17 protein-coding genes are annotated in these 16,818 nt (G+C 65.0%); 15 read left to right on the forward strand and 2 right to left on the reverse strand.

Features of this window, described 5'->3' with window-relative positions; all coding sequences use genetic code 11:
• The first annotated feature begins 8 nt into the window (after positions 1-8).
• A complete protein-coding gene (locus FBF35_RS04590) occupies positions 9-1,448 on the forward strand; it encodes a class II 3-deoxy-7-phosphoheptulonate synthase (protein ID WP_060567062.1) in 1,440 nt (479 codons plus the stop codon).
• A gap of 84 nt (positions 1,449-1,532) precedes the next feature.
• On the opposite strand, the gene pknB is transcribed toward FBF35_RS04590, so the two are convergent.
• Positions 1,533-3,476 (reverse strand): Stk1 family PASTA domain-containing Ser/Thr kinase, encoded by a 1,944-nt coding sequence (pknB, locus tag FBF35_RS04595; RefSeq protein ID WP_060567064.1) that lies wholly within the window; start codon positions 3,474-3,476, stop codon positions 1,533-1,535.
• Between the two features lie 83 nt (positions 3,477-3,559).
• Between pknB and FBF35_RS04600 the strand changes: the two genes are divergently transcribed.
• Positions 3,560-3,913: an Rv2175c family DNA-binding protein gene (locus FBF35_RS04600; RefSeq protein ID WP_060567066.1), complete on the forward strand. Its 354-nt coding sequence runs from the start codon at positions 3,560-3,562 to the stop codon at positions 3,911-3,913.
• A 15-nt stretch (positions 3,914-3,928) separates the two neighbouring features.
• Here FBF35_RS04600 and FBF35_RS04605 read toward each other — a convergent pair whose 3' ends face one another.
• Positions 3,929-5,032, reverse strand: coding sequence for a polyprenyl synthetase family protein (locus FBF35_RS04605; protein WP_060567068.1), 1,104 nt, complete (start codon positions 5,030-5,032; stop codon positions 3,929-3,931).
• A 146-nt stretch (positions 5,033-5,178) separates the two neighbouring features.
• Here FBF35_RS04605 and FBF35_RS04610 point away from each other — a divergent pair, with 146 nt between their 5' ends.
• The 13 genes from FBF35_RS04610 (at position 5,179) to FBF35_RS04670 (ending at position 16,777) form a co-directional block, all read left to right on the forward strand.
• The gene (locus FBF35_RS04610; RefSeq protein ID WP_060567070.1) at positions 5,179-6,864 is read left to right on the forward strand and encodes an RNA polymerase sigma factor; all 1,686 of its coding nucleotides are present in this window, start codon (positions 5,179-5,181) and stop codon (positions 6,862-6,864) included.
• A 126-nt stretch (positions 6,865-6,990) separates the two neighbouring features.
• The gene (locus FBF35_RS04615) at positions 6,991-7,389 is read left to right on the forward strand and encodes a hypothetical protein (protein WP_060567072.1); all 399 of its coding nucleotides are present in this window, start codon (positions 6,991-6,993) and stop codon (positions 7,387-7,389) included.
• Positions 7,390-7,447: 58 nt separating this feature from the next.
• On the forward strand, positions 7,448-8,689 hold the full coding sequence (gene ftsY / locus FBF35_RS04620) for a signal recognition particle-docking protein FtsY (protein ID WP_060567074.1): 1,242 nt from the start codon (positions 7,448-7,450) through the stop codon (positions 8,687-8,689).
• 102 nt (positions 8,690-8,791) lie between these two features.
• Positions 8,792-10,375 (forward strand): signal recognition particle protein, encoded by a 1,584-nt coding sequence (ffh, locus tag FBF35_RS04625; RefSeq protein ID WP_060567076.1) that lies wholly within the window; start codon positions 8,792-8,794, stop codon positions 10,373-10,375.
• Positions 10,376-10,378: 3 nt separating this feature from the next.
• Positions 10,379-11,485, forward strand: coding sequence for an amidohydrolase family protein (locus FBF35_RS04630; protein WP_060567078.1), 1,107 nt, complete (start codon positions 10,379-10,381; stop codon positions 11,483-11,485).
• Positions 11,486-11,700: 215 nt separating this feature from the next.
• Complete coding sequence (gene rpsP / locus FBF35_RS04635; protein ID WP_034466400.1) at positions 11,701-12,168, forward strand: 30S ribosomal protein S16; 468 nt, start codon at positions 11,701-11,703, stop codon at positions 12,166-12,168.
• 2 nt (positions 12,169-12,170) lie between these two features.
• A complete protein-coding gene (locus FBF35_RS04640; protein WP_003792828.1) occupies positions 12,171-12,410 on the forward strand; it encodes an RNA-binding protein in 240 nt (79 codons plus the stop codon).
• Positions 12,411-12,499: 89 nt separating this feature from the next.
• Positions 12,500-13,012 (forward strand): ribosome maturation factor RimM, encoded by a 513-nt coding sequence (rimM, locus tag FBF35_RS04645; RefSeq protein ID WP_060567080.1) that lies wholly within the window; start codon positions 12,500-12,502, stop codon positions 13,010-13,012.
• Positions 13,013-13,016: 4 nt separating this feature from the next.
• Positions 13,017-14,369: a tRNA (guanosine(37)-N1)-methyltransferase TrmD gene (trmD, locus tag FBF35_RS04650; RefSeq protein ID WP_187348973.1), complete on the forward strand. Its 1,353-nt coding sequence runs from the start codon at positions 13,017-13,019 to the stop codon at positions 14,367-14,369.
• A 172-nt stretch (positions 14,370-14,541) separates the two neighbouring features.
• Positions 14,542-14,898, forward strand: a complete 357-nt coding sequence (gene rplS, locus FBF35_RS04655) for a 50S ribosomal protein L19 (protein ID WP_003792825.1) — start codon at positions 14,542-14,544, stop codon at positions 14,896-14,898.
• Positions 14,899-15,008: 110 nt separating this feature from the next.
• Positions 15,009-15,755 carry a signal peptidase I gene (gene lepB / locus FBF35_RS04660; protein ID WP_060567084.1) on the forward strand — a complete coding sequence of 249 codons (747 nt, stop codon included), beginning with the start codon at positions 15,009-15,011 and terminating at the stop codon, positions 15,753-15,755.
• Positions 15,752-16,423: a ribonuclease HII gene (locus FBF35_RS04665; protein ID WP_060567086.1), complete on the forward strand. Its 672-nt coding sequence runs from the start codon at positions 15,752-15,754 to the stop codon at positions 16,421-16,423. Before lepB ends, FBF35_RS04665 begins: the two co-directional genes overlap by 4 nt.
• 54 nt (positions 16,424-16,477) lie before the next feature.
• A complete protein-coding gene (locus tag FBF35_RS04670; RefSeq protein WP_003795316.1) occupies positions 16,478-16,777 on the forward strand; it encodes a DUF2469 domain-containing protein in 300 nt (99 codons plus the stop codon).
• Positions 16,778-16,818 lie beyond the last annotated feature (41 nt).

Raw genomic sequence — 16,818 nt, forward strand, 5'->3', positions numbered from 1 at the left:
CGCTTCGCGTGATTCCTTCGATCACTCCCGGACGCGGCGGAGAGCCTGTGCGTAAGCCTCGCTCCCGCCGCGTCCCCGAGCGTCTCTGGTCGCCCGAGTCCGGGGAGCTTGCTCCCTGGGACACGTGGCGCGGCCTGGACGCTGCCCAACAGCCTTCCTACGCGGACGCGGAACACCTCAGTGACGTGACGGCGCAGCTGCGCCGTCAGCCGCCGCTCGTGTTCGCCGGGGAGGTTGACGACCTGCGCACGTGGATGGGTGCGGCTGCACGCGGCGAGGCCTTCGTCCTGATGGGCGGGGACTGTGCCGAGACCTTCGCCGAGGCGACGGCGGACCATGTGCGCCTGAAGATTCAGACGCTGCTGCAGATGGCGGTCGTCCTGACCTACGGCGCGTCGCTGCCGGTCATCAAGGTCGGCCGTATCGCCGGCCAGTACGCTAAGCCGCGTTCGTCGGATATGGAAACGCGCGACGGCGTCACGCTGCCCAGCTATCGCGGCGATGCCGTGAACTCCTTCGAGTTCACTCCCGAGGCGCGCGAGCCCGACCCGCAGCGCCTGCTGTCGCTGTACAACCACGCGGCTTCGACCCTGAACCTGATTCGCGCCTTCACGAAGGGCGGCTACGCCGACCTGCGCCAGGTGCACCGCTGGAATCAGGGTTTCATGTCGAACCCTGCCTACGCGCGCTACGAGTCGCTGGCAGAAGACATCCACCGGGCGATCAAGTTCATGGGTGCCGCGGGCGTCGACTTCGAGACGCTGCGCGACGTGGACCTGTTCTCGTCGCACGAGGCGCTGCTGCTCGAGTACGAGTCGGCGATGACGCGCATTGATTCGCGGACGGGCGAGCCCTACAACACGTCTGCCCACTTCCTGTGGGCGGGGGAGAGAACGCGCGAGGAGGAGGGCGCTCACATCGAGCTGCTGTCGCGTGTTCGCAACCCGATTGGGGTGAAGCTCGGCCCGTCGACCACGCCGGATCAGATGCTCTCGCTCATCGATCGCCTCAACCCGGATGGTGAGGAGGGGCGCCTGTCGTTCATTACTCGCATGGGCGCCGGTCGCATCCGCGAGGCGCTTCCGCCGCTGCTGGAAGCCGCGCGTGAGGACGGTCGTCCGCTCACGTGGATGACGGATCCGATGCACGGCAACACGATCACGTCGTCGACCGGCTACAAGACGCGTCGCTTTGAGACGGTCATGGACGAGGTGCGTGGCTTCTTCGAAGCACACGAGGCCGCGGGAACTGTCCCGGGTGGCTTGCACGTCGAGCTGACCGGTGACGATGTCACCGAGGTGATCGGCGGTAGTGAGCACATCGATGACGAGTCGTTGCGCGACCGTTACGAGACGCTTGTGGATCCACGCCTGAACCACCAGCAGAGTCTGGAGATGGCTTTCCAGGTCGCCCAGTACCTGGCGAAGGGGTCCTCCCACGAGGAGTGAGTTCACCGCACATAAGTATCCCCGGCCTCGTCTGTCATGGACGAGGCCGGGGATACTTATGACGGGCGAGTGTCTCGGCCGTGCTCAGACGATCGTGATCGTGACGACGCTGCCCTTTTTCAGCAGTGTTCCGGCGGCGGGATCGGTCTGTCGGACGGTTCCGAAGAAGCCGCCGAGGATTGCCTCCTCCTGCACGGTGAAGCCGGCTGCCTCGAGGGCGGCGCGAGCATCCTGGCGCTGTCGGCCGACGACGTCGGGCACCGCGACCTTCTCGGGTCCCTTCGATACCGTGTAAGCGACGGTGTCGCCACGGTGCAGGATCGTGCCCTCATTGGTCTGCTGCGAGATGACCTGGCCTTCGGCGACGGTGTCGGAGAAGGCCTCCGTTGGCACCGCGACGAGGCCAAGTCCCTCGATGGCGCTCTTCGCAGCATCAGCGCTCATCCCGTTCAGCGACGGCACGGTGAGGGGCTCGCGGCCCTTCGACAGCACCACGTCGACGGCGCTGTCGTGCGCCAGCTGTGAACCAGATGCCTGGGACTGCGAGATGACCTGGCCCTGCGGGACGTCCTCGGAGTATGCGTCGGTGATGGCCCCCAGTGCGAGGCCGGCCTCCGTGAATGCCTTGCGTGCGTCCTCCTGATTCTTACCAACGACGTCAGGGACCGTCTTCATGTCCACGCCCTTGGAGACGTGGAGTTGGACCTCGGCGCGTTTGTGGACGGGCTCGCCGCCTTCCGGATCGGAGCGAGTGATCGAACCGGCGGCGACGTCGTCAGAGAACTCCTCCTCAACGGAAGAAGCAAGTCCCATCGCGTTCAGCTCAGCCTGAACATCCGCGAGGGGGCGACCATCCGTCGCGGGCATGGTCAGGTAGGAGCCTGGGCCGTATTCGGTCCACCACCAGCGTCCACCAACGACTGCGGCGGCGAGGAGCAGAACGACGAGGGTAGCCCACAGGGCGGCGCGCTTGTACGTTTTGGTGCCGCCGTTCTCCGAAGCATTGGGAAGCGGGGCCGACGTGTGGACAGTGGCGACCGTCGATGGCGCCGGGAGGGGCAGAGGCCTCGTGAACTGAGCCGAGATCAGCTCGGTGTTGAGCGCGCTCGTTTCCGAGGCGCCCGCCCGGTCAGCCGGCGCGATGTCCGCGCGGTGGTTGGCCAGCTCCGACGGAATGGCGGCAGCAGCGCGAGTGACGAGGTCGATCGCGTCCGATGCGTCGGCGGGGCGCGAGGCGGGGTCGCGGGCGGTCAGGGCGGCGACGAGATCGTCAATCTCTCGTGGAATCCACGGCTGGGCCTCCGACGGGCTGGGTACGTCGTCGGAGACGTGATGCGTCGCGATCTGCAAAGGTGACTCACCCGCCCACGGAACGGAGCCCGTCAGCATTTCGTAGAGCATGATGCCGACCGAATAAATGTCCGAGCGCGCGTCGGCCTGCCCGGTCGTTGCAATCTCAGGGGCGATGTACGCAACCGTGCCGAGCATGTTGCCCGTCGAAGACATGGAGACTTCGGAGGCAGCTCGTGCCAGCCCAAAGTCGGTCACCTTCGCAGGACCGTCGGTCGGAACGAGAATGTTCTCGGGCTTGACGTCGCGGTGAATAACGCCGACGCGGTGGGCTGCGCGCAGCGCCTCAAGAATGTCAGTCGTGTAGCGCAGAGCCTGCGGGATCGTGAAGGCACCCTGCGCGCGCAGAAGCTGGCGTAGGTTCGTGCCGTCGATGAGTTCCATGACGAGGAACCCCTGGCCCGTCACCACGCCCTGGTCAAACACGGAGACGACGCCGGGATGAACGATGCGCGCGGCGGAGCGCGCCTCGCGACGGAAACGTGCGACGAAATCCTCGGAGTCCGCCAGGTGCGGGTGCATGACCTTGAGCGCGACGGGGCGATCAAGGCGTTCATCCTGCGCGATGTAGACGGTGGCCATGCCGCCACGCGCCAGCCTGCGCGTCACCCGGTACCGTTCGTCGACGAGGAGGCCGATCAACGGGTCCGTCTGGTCGAATGTCTGTTCATCGCTCACTTGCTCGATTCTATGGGAGTTTTCGCAAAATCATTGGAAGTGCCCACGTCGGTGCGGCGCATGAATGGGGTAGTCTTGCGCTCATGACCAGTGTTGATATCACCGTGCTCTCCACCGACGAGGTCTGCCGTCTCCTCGGCATCGAGGAACGCCGCCTCAAGCAGCTGATCCGCGATCGTGTGCTCATCGAAGCGCGCGACGCCAGCGGGGCGCGCGGCGTCCCGCAGGAGGTGATCGTCAAGGGCGACAATGGCTGGGAGCCACTGCCGTTCCTGCAGGGCACACTGACCCTGCTTGCTGATGACGGCTTCACGGCGGAGGAAGCAGCGGCGTGGCTGTACACCGTGCAGGAGGAGCTGGGCGAGCGCCCGATCGATGCGCTCACGTTGGGCCGTCATCACCGAGTGAATCGAATCGCCTCGACGCTGGCCTTCTGAGGCTAGCCCTTCTTTTCAGGCCCGCCTGGCGGTCAGGATCGAGCACAGTTCGCGCAGCATGGCGCGAGCATCCTCGTCGAAGGTGCTGGCCTCAAGAGCGGCATCTCCGTCGGCGACTAGCCGTGCAATCTCGGCCTCGTGCGCGGCGCGCCCGTTGCGCTCCACGATCTCGGTAGCAGTCGCAATCTGCTCTGCCGAGGCCTCGGCCACCCCGAGGACGTCGGTGAGAGCGCGCCGCTCGGCGGGGGAGGAGGCCTCCCACGTCAGCGCCAGGAGCGCAGTGCGCTTTCCTTCGCGCAAGTCGTCGCCGGCCGGCTTGCCCGTGACTGCCGGGTCTCCGAAGACTCCGAGATCATCGTCGCGCAGCTGGAAAGCCAGGCCCCACGGGGTCAGAATCGTCTCGAGAACATCGAGCAGGTCGGCGACGTGATCGAACGATGAAGCTCCGCAAATCGCGCCGAGGAGCGCCGGGTGGACGACCGAGTAGTGGGCCGACTTGTGCAATGCCACCTCGAGCGAGTCGCTTGTGCTGAGTGCATCGGTGCGCTCAGGATCGAGCGGTGTTTGTTCGGCGGTAATGTCGAGGTACTGGCCCAGCGCAACCTCCGCGTGCATATCGGCAAACCGGTGCGAAAAAGCACGTGCGCAGTCCTCACGCAGTGTCAGAGCCTGTTCGCCTGCGGCAGCCGTTGCCGCCGAAAAGAGGAAGTCGCCGACCAAAATAGCGCCATGTCGACCGAAGTCCGTCGACGATCCGATCCACGACTGCGTGGCGTGGTAATCCGCGAGCGTGCGGTGAGGGGTGGGCATACCGCGTCGTTCGTCGGCCTTGTCGATGATGTCGTCGTGGACGAGGGCGCTGGCCTGATAGAGCTCCAGTGCCGCGCTGAGATGGGGGAGTGAGACTTCCTCGATGGAAGTTCCGGAACTGAGCGCGTAGCCCACGTGAGCCATGAGGGCGCGGAAACGCTTCCCTCCGGATACGGAGGCGAGGACCGCACGAGAGAACTCCTCGGATCGGCCGGAAGCTCCTGTGCGGGCGAGGAGATGTGCGAGGCTGGTGGCCGTCGCCTGGTCGATTGATGGACGCAGCGTTGCGAAACTGTCGCTCAGAGTCATACGCCCACTCTAACCGAGGTTCGAGTTCGTGCGTGAGCCCAAGGCGGGGGATCCTCACACCTACCGTCAGGAAAACTAAACGGCAAGGCACTAGACTTGGCGCTGGTATGCCGATTTGCAATCGGCTCCGTTGTGCATGCCCATCAATGAAAGGGACCCGTGTGAGTGCATCTCGCGCTTCGGCAAAGGACTCCGCGACGACTGAGGAAACCACGGAGGTGAAGACCCCCGCGAAGAAGACCACGCGCGCCAAGAAGGCTGCCGCCACGGTCGACGCGGCGAGCGCCCCCGCCGAGGAGAAGAAGTCTGCCGCGAAGAAGGCCCCGGCGAAGAAGGCTCCCGCGAAGAAGGCTACTGACGCTGCAGATGCCGAGCCGAAGGCTTCGGCAAAGAAGGCAACTGCCAAGAAGACCACGAAGAAGGCCGCCGACGCCGCAGAGGCCGAGCCGAAGGCTCCTGCGAAGAAGGCGACTGCCAAGAAGACGGCGAAGAAGGCCGCTGACGCTGCAGAGGCCGCCGAGAAGGCCCCCACGAAGAAGACGGCTGCTAAGAAGACGGCGAAGAAGGCCACCGTCGCTTCCGAAGAGAAGACGACGAAGAAGCCTGCTGCGAAGAAGACGCGCGGTCGCAAGAAGAAGGAAGAAGAGATCGTCGAGGAGGCCGTCGAAGAGCTCGTTGACACCGTCGACGAGGACTTTGAGCCGACTGGCGAGGATCTCGAGGACCCCGAACTCGATACTGAGACCGTCGACGAAGACGAGGTCGACGCAGAGGACGAAGCGGAGGACGAGGATCCGAAGCTCGCTGAGGGCGCCGCACTCCGTGAACGCACGAACGACGGTATCCACGTCAAGGGAGGCTTCGTCGTCTCCGATTCCGACGAGACCGACGAACCCGTCCAGCAGGTGACGGTCGCCGGTGCAACCGCCGACCCGGTGAAGGACTACCTCAAGCAGATCGGTAAGGTCTCGCTGCTGAACGCCGAGCAGGAAGTGGACCTCGCCCGCCGTATCGAAGCCGGCCTCTACGCCGAGTACAAGCTCAAGAACCAGGCCGATGAGATGACCAGCCGCGAGCGTCGTGAGCTGCACTTCCTTGCACAGGATGGTCAACAGGCGAAGAACCACCTGCTCGAGGCGAACCTCCGCCTCGTCGTGTCGCTGGCCAAGCGCTATACCGGCCGCGGTATGCAGTTCCTGGACCTGATTCAGGAAGGCAACCTGGGCCTTATCCGCGCTGTTGAAAAGTTCGATTACACGAAGGGCTACAAGTTCTCCACCTACGCCACCTGGTGGATTCGTCAGGCAATTACCCGCGCGATGGCGGACCAGGCTCGCACGATTCGCATCCCCGTGCACATGGTCGAGGTCATCAACAAGCTTGCGCGCGTCCAGCGCCAGATGCTCCAGGACCTGGGTCGCGAACCCACTCCCGAGGAACTGGCGAAGGAACTCGACATGACCGCCGAGAAGGTCGTCGAAGTTCAGAAGTACGGTCGCGAGCCGATTTCGCTGCATACGCCTCTCGGCGAGGACGGCGACTCCGAGTTCGGTGACCTCATCGAGGACTCTGAGGCCATCGTGCCCGCGGACGCCGTGTCCTTCACCCTGCTGCAGGAACAGCTCCACCACGTCCTGGACACGCTGTCCGAGCGTGAAGCCGGCGTTGTGTCGATGCGCTTCGGCCTGGGCGACGGTCAGCCGAAGACTCTCGATGAGATCGGCAAGGTCTACGGCGTGACGCGCGAGCGTATCCGTCAGATTGAGTCCAAGACCATGTCGAAGCTGCGCCACCCCTCGCGTTCGCAGGTGCTGCGCGACTACCTCGACTGACGCGCTATCGACACGTTCGAGGGCCGGGAACAAACGTTCCCGGCCCTCGTGACAACATCGTCACAATGCGTGCATGTGCGGGTGGCATCGTCGCGCATTGAGGTTTTCGTAAGGCAGGATGATCACATGCTTGAGGGTGCATTGATTCTCGTTTTGACCGTCGTCCTGGTACTCGTCGTCGCTGGCGGCGTCGTCGCTGTCCTGGCGCTGTCGCGCCGTAGCGCGGACGAGTGGAAGGGTGTCATCAAGCGAGAGAGCGAAGAAATCGCCGACGAGGTGAAGACCCATCACTCGCTACCCAAGCGTGCCTCCTCCTCACCCGACGGACCCGTGGTTCCGCGTACGGCGTCCCTGCAGTCGCTCCTGCAAAGCGGCGACTCGAAGAGCGCCTACTTCGACGCTGACCGCCTACCCGGCATCGACCGCCTCGAAACGGTGACCGACCGCGTGAGCGTGCGCTTTGACCGTGGCCGTCGGAGCGCTGACGAAGGCGGCGAGTCCGTGCAGGAGTCAACGCAGTCATAAGGCAGTGATGCCGCACTCAGGTTTTCTGCCTGGAGCGTCCATAGGGGATAATGACCCTATGGACGCTTTTATTTCCACCCTCCAATCGCCGTGGGCAGTCGTTATCGCCCTGGCGGTCGCCGTGCTTATCGGCGTCGTTATTCGTCTCGTCGTGAGTTCGCGTCGCCGTTCCTCGCAGGACGTGACCCCTCAGCCGCAGGCTCAGGCTCCCGTCGAGGCTCGTCCCGATTCGCCTACCGAGGCATCGCTTGATACCGCGGACCAGCCTCGAGCGGGTCCGGCAGATGAGCTTGAGGCCACCCCCGAGCGCAGCCCTGAGGCTCCCGCAACCCCGGCCTCGTCCATCGAGCGCCCCGAACCCGTGCGCGGCCGCATGGAGCGCCTGCGCGAACGCCTCGCGTCTTCCGGCTCGCTCGGACGTGCGATCCTCGGCGTTCTCAGCCGCGGCCAGCTCGGTGCCGCCGACTGGGAGGAGATCGAGGAGTCTCTCCTCATCGCTGACCTTGGCCTGGAGGCCACTGACACGCTGATGGAAGCCCTCAAGCGTCGCGTCGCGGTCGAGTCCGTGACTGACGAAGCGCGCATCCGTGAGATCCTTCGCGAGGAGCTCCTGGCCCTCGTCGATCCCTCCATGGATCGCTCTCTCAACCTCGAGCGCCCCGAGGTCGACGGCTCCGTCAAACCCGCGGTTGTCCTGATGGTCGGTGTGAACGGCACCGGAAAGACCACGACCGTTGGCAAGCTCGCGCGCATCCTCGTCGCGGAAGACAAGTCCGTGATCCTGGGTGCCGCCGACACCTTCCGTGCGGCCGCCGCCGATCAGCTGGCGACGTGGGGCGAGCGAGTCGGTGTCGATGTCGTGCGCAGCGACCGCGAGGGCGCAGACCCGGCCTCTGTTGCTTTCGAAGCCGTGCGCGAAGGCGTCGAGCGTGACGTCGACGTTGTTCTCGTCGACACCGCGGGACGCCTGCAGAACAAGTCCACGCTGATGGACGAGCTCGGCAAGATCAAGCGCGTCATGACCAAGCAGGCCCCGGTCTCCGAGGTCCTTCTGGTGCTCGACGCAACCACCGGCCAGAACGGCATGAAGCAGGCCGAGGTCTTCGCGGAAGCTACCGGCGTGACCGGCATCGTTCTGACGAAGCTCGACGGTTCCGCCAAGGGTGGTATCGTCGTCTCCGTCCAGCGTGCGCTGGGCGTTCCCGTCAAGTTCGTCGGCCTCGGCGAGGGGGCCGACGATCTGGCTCCCTTCGATCCGCAGGGCTTCGTTGACGCGATCGTGGGTTCCGCGCAGGGCTGAACCCCGCCACCATGACGCGTACCTCGGCCCCGGTGAGACGACTCCCGGGGCCGAGGTGCGCTAACCTGTGCCTAGTACAGCCGCCATCTTGGGAGTAAACACGTGTTTGGAAACCTGTCAGATCGTCTGAGCCAGTCGTTCCGTAGCCTGCGTAGCCGCGGCGTCCTGACCGAGTCGGACGTCGATCACGCGATTTCCGACATTCGTCGCGCCCTCATCGACGCGGACGTTGCGCTCCCCGTCGTTCGCCAGTTCACCACGCAGGTTCGCGAAAAGGCCTACGGCGCAGCCCGTTCCAAGGCGCTCAACCCGGGCCAGCAGGTCGTCTCCATCGTGCACGAGGAACTCGTCGAGATCCTCGGTGGCGCCACGCGTGAGCTGACCTTCGCAGAGTCCGGCCCGACCGTCTTCATGCTCGCCGGCCTCCAGGGTGCCGGTAAGACCACGCTCGCCGGAAAGCTGGGTAAGTGGCTGCGCGAGGAGGGCAAGACCGTCCTGCTCGTCGCCTCCGACCTCCAGCGCCCCAACGCCGTCCAGCAGCTCCAGGTTGTCGGCGAGCGAGCCGGCGTCAAGGTGTGGGCACCCGAGCCCGGAAACGGCGTGGGCGACCCCGTCGAGGTCGCGCGTAGCGGCGTCGAGTTCGCCCGCCAGAGCGGCATCAACGTGGTCATCGTCGATACGGCAGGCCGCCTCGGCGTCGACCAGGAGATGATGGACCAGGCGATCGCCATCCGCGACGCCGTCAACCCCCACGAGATCATGTTTGTCCTTGACGCCATGGTCGGTCAGGACGCGGTCTCCACCTCCACAGCCTTCCGTGACGGCGTCGGCTTTACGGGCGTCGTCCTGTCCAAGCTGGACGGCGACGCGCGCGGTGGTGCCGCACTGTCCGTTCGCGGCGTGACCGGTGCTCCGATTCTGTTTGCCTCGACGGGCGAGGGCCTCGATGACTTTGAGCGCTTCCACGCCGACCGTATGGCCGGCCGCATCCTCGACATGGGTGACATCCTTACCCTCATCGAGCAGGCCGAAAAGAAGATGGATGCCGAGGAGGCGGAGAAGGTCGCGGCCAAGGCAATGGCCGGCCAGCTCACCCTCGGCGACTTCCTGAGCCAGCTGCAGCAGATCAAGAAGCTCGGCTCGATGAAGAAGATGCTCGGCATGATCCCGGGCGCTGCCCAGATGCGCGAGCAGATCGAGAACTTCGACGAGCGCGAGGTCGACCGCGTGGAGGCCATCGTCCGTTCGATGACCCCGGCCGAGCGCGAGGACGTATCGATCCTTAACGGCTCTCGTCGAGCGCGTATCGCCCGCGGTTCCGGCACGACTGTCACCGAGGTGAACCAGCTCGTGCAGCGCTTCGAGGCAGCGCGCGAGATGATGGCGCAGATGGGCCAGATGGGTGGCGGTGTTCCCGGTATGGGCGCACTCCCCGGCCGCGGCGGCAAGGCGAAGCAGAAGGCCAACGCCCGCAAGGCTCAGGCCCAGCGTGCCCGCATGAAGAAGAGCGCACGCTCCGGTAACCCCGCCAAGCGTCGCCAGCAGGAGCTGGAGGCCATGCTGCCTCCGTCTGAGCGCAGCGCACCCCAGGGTTCCTCCTTCGGTGTAGCCCAGGAGGCCCCCGCTTCGCGTCCGACGATCGACGATCTGCCGGACGACGTCAAGCGCATGCTCGGCCAGCTCTGAGGCATGGAGTTCAGTGGGCTCGCCCTGTGGGCGGATAACGAGACCGAGCGCCCGTCGTGGGTGCGCGGCACGTGGCGCGTCGACGGGGGAGTGATCCGCCGCGTCTCCGATAGGGAAGAGGCGCCGTCGGCGGGATGCATCGTCCCTGGCATGGTGGATACGCACTGCCACATTGGGTACTCGGATACCGGTTCGGTGTCCGAGGCTGAGATGGTCGAGCAGGCGCGCGCGACGCTCGCGAGCGGCGTGACCGTCGTGCGCGATTGCGGCGTGCCGGTCGATAACTCGCCTGCCGCTCGCGCAACCGGTCTGCACCTGATCCGCTGTGGCCGCCATGTTGCGCGTCCGAAGCGCTACATGCGTGACCTGCCGCTGGACGTCGACGATCAGAGCGAGCTTCCCGCGGTCCTCGCGTCGATGGCACACTCCTCCGACGGGTGGGTGAAGATCGTCGGAGACTGGATCGACCGCAGCGCCGGGGCAGACTCGGACCTCATGCCCCTGTGGGACCCCGCCGTGTTGATTGACGCTGTTGCCGCCGTGCACGAGGCCGGGGCGAGGATCGCCGTGCACGCCTTCTCCCACCGCGTCATCGACTCGCTCATTGAGGCCGGCGTTGACGACATTGAACACGGCAGCGGTATCGATGCGGATCAGGCTCGCGAGATTGCCGCACGCGGCATCGCGGTGACGCCGACGCTGCGCCAGGTCGAGCTCTTCAAGGATTTTGCGGCCCAGGCGGGTGCGAAGTACCCCGTCTATGCGGCGACGATGCAGGCAATGTACGACGAGCGACGCTCCCACTTCGAGATGCTCGTCGACTCCGGGGTCCTTCTCCTGATGGGAACCGACTCGGGGGGCTACCAGGATCACGGCACGATCGCCGGCGAGCTTGACCTGTGGCTCCAATGGGGCGCGCCCGCTGAGTTCACGATCGACGCTGCGACGTGGGTGAGCCAGCGCTACCTCAGTTACCCCGGCCTCGTCGAGGGGGCTCCCGCTGATTTCCTCATCCTGGACGAGGACCCGAGGGCCAACCCGGCGATCCTCGCGAACCCCGCGCGCGTGACGCTGGGTGGAACGCCCGTGTGGGAGCGTCTGCCCGCCTGAGCTCGCTGTAGTGATCGATTTAACCGATTCGCGCGACACGGCACTCGCTCCTGGCTTGGGATTCAGGGGCGAAATATGGCATAATCGCTAGCTGTACCCGGCGGTTCGTAGACCCTCTCACTGCGTGCCGTCGTGTCCCGGTCCAATGCGACCCCTGTGTTTCCCACCTTGGGACGCAAAGGTCCACACCAATCTGAAATGGAGAGACCACTCAAGTGGCAGTTCGAATTCGCCTGAAGCGCGTGGGTAAGATCCACGCTGCCCAGTACCGTGTTGTCGTTGTCGATTCGCGCAAGAAGCGTGACGGCCGCGTCATCGAAGAGGTCGGTTACTACGATCCTCAGCCCAACCCGTCGATCATCCGCATCGACTCTGAGCGTGCCCAGTACTGGCTCGGTGTTGGCGCTCAGCCTTCCGACCAGGTCCGCAAGCTGCTGGTCCTGACCGGTGACATCGCCAAGTTCAACGGCAAGGCCGACGCTGTTTCCCGCGTCATCGTCTCCGAGGCCGACAAGGCCGCCCAGGCCGAGCAGGCCATCAAGGACGCCGAGGCTGCTGCCGAGAAGTCCAAGGCCGCTGCTTCCGCCAAGAAGGCCGAGGAAGAGGCCGCCGCTGCTGCAGCCGCTGCTGAGGCTGAGGCCGGCGAGCAGGCTTCCGAAGAGGCCGCCGGAGAGGATGCCTGAGCATGCTCGCCGACGCGTTGGAGCACCTGGTCAGCGGCATCGTTGACCACCCCGAAGATGTCGAGGTGACGCCTCGTTCCATGCGACGTGGCCAGCTTCTTGAGGTTCGAGTGAACCCCGAGGATCTGGGTCGCGTCATCGGACGCGGCGGTCGGACGGCTCGCGCGCTGCGCACCGTCATGGGTGCGTTGTCCACGCGTGGCACCGTCCGTGTTGACGTCGTCGACACGGATCGCGAGTAAGACTCGCACACGTCACGAAGGGGTCCGGCACTGCCGGGCCCCTTCGTTGTATCCTTCGGGGGAGTCCCCGTTTATCGTCAGGAGAACACATGCAGCTCACAGCCGCTATCGTCGGCCCCGCCCACGGCTTGCGAGGCGAGGTTATCGTGGACGTGCGCAGCGACGATCCCGAGGTCATGGCACCCGGTTCGCGCTTGGACATTGCGGGAGATCAGCGCAGCCTCACTGTGCGCACCGTTCGCGTGCATAAGGATCGCGTGCTCGCATCGTTCGAGGAATGCGTGACTCGCGAGGATGCTGAGGCTCTGCGCGGTGCCCGACTGCTCGTCGATGCTCATCCCGAGGAGGATGCCTGGTATCCGCACGAACTCAAGGGTCTCCAGGCGCGTACTCCGTCCGGCGATGTTCTCGGTACCGTTAGCGGGCTGACCCCGGGCGCGGCTCAGGATTTGCTTCTCGTTGCCACGGATCGCGGCACTGTCATGGTTCCCTTCGTGACGGCCCTCGTTCCGACCGTCGACGTCGAGGGTCGATGTGTCGTCATCGATGCGCCCCCCGGCCTGTTTGACGACGATGCCGTGTCGGAGCGCGAGGGCGACTGAGACCGTGCGCTTCGATCTCATTTCGATTTTTCCTGACTATTTTGCGCCTCTTCGCCTCTCGCTGATGGGGAAGGCTGAGGACGCCGGCCTCGTGCATCTCCAGGCGCACGACCTGCGCGAGTGGGCGACCGGCAAGCATCGCAGCGTCGATGACACCCCCTACGGCGGTGGCGCGGGCATGGTCATGCGTGCGGATGTGTGGGCTCGCGCCCTCGACGAGGTCCTTGCCATGCCGCTCGCGGAGCGCGACGGCGATGGGTCCCAGGCCTCGCCGCGTCGCGTCCTCGCGATCCCGACGCCGTCGGGAACGCCGCTGACCCAGGCGCGGGTTGAGGATCTCGCGCGCGCCGACCAGATCATCGTCGCCTGCGGGCGTTACGAGGGCATCGACGCGCGCGTCGCTGAGCACTACCGCGGCGCTGGCGTCGAGGTCGTCGAGTTTTCTATTGGCGACTATGTCCTCAATGGTGGCGAGGTCGCAGCGATGGTTCTCACCGAGGCGGTCGCGCGCCTTCTTGACGGTTTTATGGGAAACCCGGACTCGCTCGTTGAAGAGTCTCACTCGGGTGCGGGCCTCCTCGAATACCCCGTGTTCACCAAACCCAGGGAGTTCCGCTCCCTCGCGATCCCCGAGGTGCTTCTCGGCGGTAATCACGCGGCGATCGAGCGGTGGCGCCGAGATCGAGCGATTGAGAAGACCGCTCGCGTGCGCCCTGATCTCGCGCTGTCACTGGATGCTTCGTCGCTGACGCGCGAGGACCGTGCGATGCTGGCCCGATGCGGTGTTGCGTACCCGCGAGGTGGAGCGGCGGAACGGCTCAACGTGCGACAGGCTGGGCTTGAGGACGTCGTTGCAGTCAGCGAGCTCGCGGCACGCACGTTCCCGGATGCTTGCCCGGAGAACCTGCCCGAGGAAGCGATTGCGGAGCACATTGCCACGCAGCTCACCGCCGACGTGTTTGACGCTCTTATTTCCGATCCTGAGCGTCACCGCCTGTTCGTCGCCGAGGTCTGGGGTGGCCTCGTCGGTTACGTGCTCACCCACGTCGGACCCGATGCGTTGCCGAGCGACATGGTGCGTCCCGGACGCGTGGAGGAAGGTAGTGCCTACCTGTCCAAGTGCTATGTTGACGAGGCGTGGCGAGGCAGCGGTGTCGCGGACGCGCTCATCGAGCGCGCCATTGCCGATGCGCGAGACTTGGGGCATGCCGCTGTTGTGCTCGGCACCAATCGAGGGAATAAGGAGGCGCAAGCCTTTTACAAGCACCACGGATTCCGTAAGCGTTCGAGCCGAACCTTCGATGTGGGCGGCGTACGCAACTACGACGTCGTCATGGTGCGTGATCTCACCGCATAACACGTCCGCGCACTAGCTCTGGTGCGTCCTACTGTGGGATAATAACCAGGATTGTGCGCGGTTCATCCTGCCGCAGGGGGACACCGAGGCGCACGATCACACGTCAAGTGAGCGGGTTCGACCCGCCCAACCAGGCGCTTCCGACCTGCGGCAGTTGCGTCAAGGAGAAGAAATGCAGAAGCTGGACGCCGTTGATGCGGCTTCGCTGCGCGATGACATCCCCTCGTTCCGAGCTGGCGACACCCTCAAGGTGCACGTCAAGGTCATCGAAGGTAACCGCTCTCGTATCCAGGTCTTCCAGGGTGTCGTGATCGCTCGTCGCGGTCACGGTGTGTCCTCCACGTTCACCATCCGCAAGGTTTCCTTCGGTGTGGGCGTCGAGCGTACCTTCCCGGTTCACGCCCCCACGATCGACCACATCGAGGTCGTCACCAAGGGCGACGTGCGTCGCGCTAAGCTCTACTACCTGCGTGAGCGTCACGGCAAGGCCGCGAAGATCAAGGAACACCGTTCCGGCAAGTCCGCCTGAGGCTTGCCAGGCATACGCCTTGGCATTTTTCACGGAAAGGCCCGACACCGCGCGCCGGTGTCGGGCCTCGCCGTATCCTGGGATGGTTGACGCAACGACAAGGAGATTGCATGACCCCGACAGCAGGACCGTCGCTCGGACCACTGCATTCGCCTTCTCTTCGGGATCGTGATCGCGCGGAGGCTCGCGCTCGTCGCAACCCGCTCGTGTGGCTGCGCGAGATCCTCATGATCATCGTGGTCGCCCTCGTGATCTCGTCGCTGCTGCGTGCCTTCATCGTCCAGGTCTTCTGGATTCCCTCACCGTCGATGCACAACACTCTGGTGGAGGATGACCGCATCGCCGTCTCGCGTATCGACGCGCTTCGTTCGAACGTGCACCGCGGGGATGTCGTCGTCTTCGATGACACGCTCGGCTGGCTGGGTTCGTCGCAGGCGACGTCTCCCTCAGTGCTGCGCCGTCTGGGGGAGTTCACCGGTTTCGTCCCGGGAGGCAGTGAGCAGACGCTCGTGAAGCGCGTCATCGGCGTCGGTGGCGATCGTGTGTCATGCACCAGTGCGAACGGCAAGGTGAGCGTCAACGGAGTTGAGCTTGACGAGACGTACGTGCCCGATGGGCAGGTTCCGTGTGGCGAGCGCACTTTTGATGTTGTCGTTCCCGAGGGACACCTGTGGGTGATGGGTGACAACCGTTCGAACTCGGCTGATTCTCGCTACCACATGGGGTCGGGACAGTCGCCCTACGTGCCGCTTTCCTCGGTCGTTGGTACCGTTCAGGCGGTCATCTGGCCCACGTCGCGTTGGACGACGGACATCGCGCACCACGAGGTGTTCGCGTCTGTTCCTGACGCCTCATGACGACCGCCTCGCGTGACCTCGAGGTCTCCCTCGCGCGTCGGTGGGGGATCGTTGCGGGGATGGACGAGGTAGGGCGCGGAGCGCTGGCCGGTCCGGTTGCCGTGGGTGTGGCGCTCATCGGTGTCGATGCCCCACCGGTTCCCGAAGGCCTCACCGACTCCAAAGCACTGACCGCTCGTCGGCGCGAGGCCCTTGTCGATCCCGTGCGTGAATGGGCCTTGGCTTGTGCAGTCGGCTACGCCTCCCCGCAGGAGATCGATGACTGGGGCATCATCGCCGCGCTTCGCCTGGCGGGCCGGCGCGCTCTGGCCGAGGTAGCCAGCCATGGCCTCGTTCCCGGCGGTGTTCTGCTGGATGGCTCCCATGATTGGCTGTCTGCACCCGACGATCTGTTCGGTGCCATCGACGGGCCTGAGGATCCTTTTGGCATCGAACTGCCTGTCCAGATGCAGGTGAAGGCCGACGCGTCCTGCGCGGTCGTTGCCGCAGCCTCCGTCCTCGCGAAGGTTGAACGCGACCACCTCATGCAGGAGCTTGAGGATCCGGGCTACGGATGGGCATCGAACAAGGGCTACGGGTCGGCCGCCCACACTCGCGCGATCGTCGAGCTCGGCGTGTCGGATCAGCATCGTCGCTCCTGGAAGATGCCGACGCAGGCCACAAAGTAGGGCGCGCCGGGGTGGCGTGGCTCGGCTGGGCGCGCGGCCCGGCATGATGGGTGCGTGAGCGAAGAAATCGAAGGTTACGAAAACAATCTGGAGCTGGAACTCTTCAAGGAGTACCGCGACGTCATCGGGTTGTTCAAGTACGTCGTGGAAACCGAGAGGCGTTTCTATCTGTGCAACCACGTTGATGTGCAGGCACGCCCGGTCGGCGGCGACGTCTTTTTCGAGCTGACGCTCAGCGACGCGTGGGTGTGGGACATCTACCGCTCGTCGCGCTTCGTGCGCTCGGTGCGCGTCATCACCTACAAGGACGTCAACGTCGAGGAGCTCTCCAAGCCGGAGCTCGACATCCCGTAATCGCGGATGAGCCGCACCGCGGTTATCCACAGGCCTTTTTG

Origin of the sequence: Schaalia odontolytica (genome assembly GCF_005696695.1) — a bacterium.
GTDB classification, from domain to species: Bacteria; Actinomycetota; Actinomycetes; order Actinomycetales; family Actinomycetaceae; genus Pauljensenia; species Pauljensenia odontolytica_C.